The sequence below is a fragment of the Dactylosporangium sp. NPDC049140 genome, from assembly GCF_040648435.1.
Genome location: NZ_JBEZDS010000131.1, coordinates 1 through 4,520, shown reverse-complemented (window position 1 = coordinate 4,520; position 4,520 = coordinate 1). Strand labels below are relative to the sequence as shown.

3 protein-coding genes and 1 pseudogene are annotated in these 4,520 nt (G+C 66.6%); all 4 read right to left on the bottom strand.

Annotated elements, in window-relative coordinates:
* Positions 1-367 precede the first annotated feature (367 nt).
* Entirely contained in the window at positions 368-1,510 is a 1,143-nt protein-coding gene (locus tag AB0B76_RS58715) for a DUF5925 domain-containing protein (RefSeq protein WP_360395096.1), read from the bottom strand.
* 341 nt (positions 1,511-1,851) lie between these two features.
* A pseudogene (locus AB0B76_RS58710) lies at positions 1,852-2,196 on the bottom strand (ATP-binding cassette domain-containing protein); the annotation flags it as partial.
* A 50-nt stretch (positions 2,197-2,246) separates the two neighbouring features.
* Complete coding sequence (gene chvE, locus AB0B76_RS58705) at positions 2,247-3,374, bottom strand: multiple monosaccharide ABC transporter substrate-binding protein (RefSeq protein ID WP_360395093.1); 1,128 nt, start codon at positions 3,372-3,374, stop codon at positions 2,247-2,249.
* A gap of 446 nt (positions 3,375-3,820) precedes the next feature.
* A complete protein-coding gene (locus tag AB0B76_RS58700) occupies positions 3,821-4,276 on the bottom strand; it encodes a hypothetical protein (RefSeq protein ID WP_360395090.1) in 456 nt (151 codons plus the stop codon).
* Positions 4,277-4,520 lie beyond the last annotated feature (244 nt).

Here is a 4,520-nt window from a genome sequence, read left to right as displayed (position 1 = left end):
GACAGCCGGCACTTCGGAAAAGCCACTTCCCGGACCCGCCAGAACCCACTCTAGAACACCGCTCCTGGCCGCATCTTGACACAGAGGGGTGCCAGATCCGCGCACCGAGCCGCCAGATGGTCCATCACGGGCTGTAGCGATCGGATCGCGGCATGTGCGTAAACCAAGATCGTTGGGCTTGTGGTCGATGAAGCAGGTCTTGGCCTGCTAGCGCCGCGGCACAGCGGGGTGATGTGGTGGCGTGCCGCGGTTCGGGCCGGGAGATCCAGCCATCGAACAAGAGCTTGATCGTGGCGGTCAGCCGAGATGCCGCGACCGGGCGCGGACCCCACCCCCACGTCCTCATCCGAAATGTCGTCCAACGCGTTTACAGGTACTGGCCGCTGAGGACCGGCTCGCGCTCGACCGTCGTGTCGAAGCCGTCACGCAGTGCGTACAACTCGGCGAGGGTCGCGCCGTCGGCTGGGATGCCGGCCGACGTGCCCAACCAGCCCGCCGCCTCGTCGAAGGGCAACGCAGGTACCTCGATCCGGGCCAGGCAGCGGCCCGGCCGAACGACAGCCGGGTGCAGCCGGGCGAGGTCCTCGTTGGTGGTGATCGCCACCAAGACCTTACGACCTTGGCCGAGCAGTCCGTCGGTCAGGTTGAGCAGCCGGGACAGCGCCTGCCCGGTGTGCTGCTTGGCCTCGCCGCGGATCAGCTCGTCGCAGTCTTCGAGTAGGAGCAGCCGCCACTTCTCGTGTTTCTTGTCCGGGCACGAACAGTCGCCGGCCCGGTTGAGCGCGACCTCCATCAGGTAGGCCGGGCTGCTGAACAGTGAGTCCGGGTCGAGCACGCAGTCGAACTGGCACCAGTCCTGCCACTCGTGGGCCAATGCGCGCAGCACTGTGGTCTTGCCCGTGCCCGGCGGCCCGTGCAGCAGCAGGAGCCGGCCGCGCACCGAGGTACGGTCGACCCCGACCAGCCGGTCGAACTGCGTCGTGGCGCTGCGGGCATAGTTGTTCCGGATGTCGGACCACGGACCGGCGGTAATGGGCCGCGGGTTGCGTTGCGGGCCGTTCGCCGAGGCATACCAGAAGCCCATCGAGACGGCCTTTTCCAGCGGTGGGGGCTCTTCGGTCATCCCGTCGATCGCCGACGCAATGATCTCGTTGCCGAGCTCCGCGCTGGTCGCGGTGACCGACACCGTGGCGGTCTTGTTGCGTGGCCAGTGCACCGCGCGCAGGGTCCAGCCATCGCCGGCGGCCAGGCTGGCGCGCTCGGTCTCGTTGATGGTCGTGCGCAGCACCAGCGCTCCCGGCGGAAGGAGGTTGGCGTCGTCGCGGACGTTGTTGAGGTCTTTGGTGGCCGCGTGTGGCTGGGTGCCGGTGACGAACGAGGTCAGCGCAAGGGCGTCGATGACGTCGCGCGGGGAGTCGGCGTCGTCGACCGTGACGACGATGGGCAGCAGCGCCTCCGGTGCGGTGCCGGGGGCGCCGAGCTGCAGCGGGAACTGGCGTGGAGTACGCACGGATCAATGATCGCCACTGAAGCTGTTGCGGTACACCGATTTTCCAGGCCCTGGCCGGACTCGGCGGCGCCACCGTCGAGCATCTGGTCGTCCCTCGGCCAGCTACAAATGCTGGATAGCACCGGGTGGTTCACCATCGACCATTCCGCCCACATGTAGCAGCATCGCGCCAGCCCAGGGCCACTCACTGCCGGGTGACGAACGCCGGCTCTCCTCCTGACTGCGCCGGTGGCAGCCACACCGATCCGCCCTCTCGGGCTCGAGTGCGGGACATTGTGTCGCCGGCCGGTCGGTGGTGCTCTCACGTGAAAAGGTGAGACGAGCCCGAGCATGCACACCGGCGCCTTGGCGATCTCGACGAGCTGCTGCTGGCCGACGCCGATGTCCATCGCCGGGGTCACCGGGTTCTTCCACAGCCCGACCCGGTCCAGCAGCTTCGCCGCGTCGGCGTTGGTGCGGTTCCAGTCGATGAGGCCGCGGCCCACCCGCTCGTTGCCCAGGAAGATGTTCTCGGCAATCGACAGGTACGGGATGAGCGCGAGCTCCTGGTGGATGATGACGATCCCGCGCCGCTCGGAGTCGCGAATCCCGCCGAAGTGGCAGGGCTCGCCCTCGAACAGGATTTCGCCGGTGTCCGTCCCGTGCCCGTACACCCCGGAGAGCACCTTCATCAGGGTCGACTTGCCCCCTTCGGCGAGCGACGGGACCCCGTTGCCGGGGCCCGGTTACGCTCGTGCTACTTGAGCTTGTCCGCGGTGTAGTAGCCGGAGTCGATGAGCACCGACTTGTAGTTCGACTTGTAGACGACGATCGGCGCGAGCAGGTACGACGGCACGACCTTCACGCCGTTGTCGTAGTCCCTGGTGTTGTTGACCTCGGGCTTGCGGCCCTTGAGCACGGCGTCGGCCATCTTGACGGCGACCACGGCGAGCTCGCGGGTGTCCTTGTAGATGGTGGCGTACTGCTCACCGGCGATGATCGACTTGACCGACGCGACCTCGGCGTCCTGGCCGGTGACGATCGGGTAGGGCTGGCCGGCGGTGCCGTAGCCGGCGCTCTTCAGCGCCGAGAGGATGCCGATCGACAGGCCGTCGTAGGGCGACAGCACGCCCTGCACCTTGGTGCCGCCGTTGTACGTCTTCGTGATCAGGTCCTCCATGCGCTTCTGGGCCGTCGCCGGGTCCCAGCGCAGGATCGCCACCGTCTTGAAGTCGGTCTGGCCGCTCTTGACCACGAGCGTGCCCTTGCCGATGTACGGCTTGAGGATGTCCATCGCGCCGTTGAAGAAGAACGTCGCGTTGTTGTCGTCCGGCGAGCCGGCGAACAGCTCGATGTTGAACGGGCCCTTCGCGTCGCCATCCGAGCCGTCCTCCCTCTTCAGGCCCAAGCCCACCAGCAGCGACGCCGCCTGCTGCACGCCGACCCTGTAGTTGTCGAAGGTGGCGTAGTAGTCGACGTTCGGCGAGTTGCGGATCAGCCGGTCGTAGGCGATGACCGGGATGTGCTTCTCGGCCGCCTCCTGCAGCTGGGTGGTGATGGCCGTGCCGTCGATCGAGGCGATGATGAGGACCTTGGCGCCCTTGGTGATCTGGTTCTCGATCTGGTTGACCTGCGTCGGGATGTCGTTCTCGGCGTACTGCAGGTCGACCTTGTAGCCGAGCGTCTCCAGCCCGGCCTTGACGTTGTTGCCGTCGGCGATCCACCGCTCCGACGACTTGGTCGGCATGGTCACGCCGACCAGGGCGCCCGGGGCCCAGGTGGAGGTGGCCTCCTTGTTGGCGGTCTTCTCGCTGGAGCCGCAGGCGGTGGCGGCCAGCGCGAGCGCGAGGCCAGCCGCCGCGGCGGCGATCCGTGTGAACTTCATGGTGCTGACTCCCTCAAAGGCAGCCTGCAGCGACAAGCGACTGGCAGGGAAATGTGAGCGCGACCACGAGGCGGATGAGAGCTTGGCGTCTGTAGTCGGTAGACCAGGACATCACAGAGGTCGCCGCCACAGAGTTAACGTTCACACGACCGGTGTCAAGACGATGCAGGCGATCGTAATCAACGAAGTGTCCAACGCGCCGATCGCAACGCTCGCAACGAGATTTGGTCCAAACAATCGCTCGAACCCGCAAAAGCGTCCGCGGACAGAGTGGCCTCTTCCCGAATCGACCCGGTTCGGTGTGGCCAGGCGCGACACAGGTGAATCGCCGATGGCAAAGGCTCGCACCGCCCGCGGTAGTCGACCGAATCGCGGCTTCTAGTGCGAGCCGTTGGGTCCTAGGGGACTCGGATAACCCGTCGGCCGCACCCCGAACCCGCAGAGCGTCACTGGAGCGGGCCGGTGCCATTCTCCCGGCGCAGTCGCCTCTCACGGCGCGCCACGAAGACCCAGCCCGCGACGATGACGGCGAGGCCGGTGAGCAGCAGGATCGGAACCGCGCCGCGCATCTCATCGTCGGTCTGCAGGTACACGCCGCCGGGTATGAAAACTACTGCGAACCCGACCGTCAGCACCGCGAAGGGCAATTCGAATCCGCGAACTCTTCGCGGCGTCCAGACACGAGTGACCGCGAGGACAGACAACACCAACATCCCGGCGCCCATCAACGTGAAGAGCCAGCCGAACCAGCCGAGCACCGCGGCCGCCAAGAAGACTGCACCGGTTCCCGCCGTGATCGCCGCGTATCGGCGCTCACGGCCGCGCCATCTCTCCGGAACCCAGAATCGTGTGATCGCGAGAATCGAGAGCACGAACATGAAAATCGCGTACGCCCAGGGCACGAACTTAAGTCTATCGTTCCGTGACCCAGTGTCTCCCTGCTGGAACCGGGACCGGCCGCTCCTCGCCGCGTCAGGTCGCAGCGCGGCGGCCTGCCGGCACCCGGCTCCGCCGAGCCATCGCCCCGCACCGGGCAGCAAGCGCACTCATCTCGGCTACTTATCTAATTTGATCTACGACCTGTGCCCGGCCAGGCTGGGTCGAGGTGATCGGCGGGTGGCTCTCACAAGCGGCTGTCCACTGCAC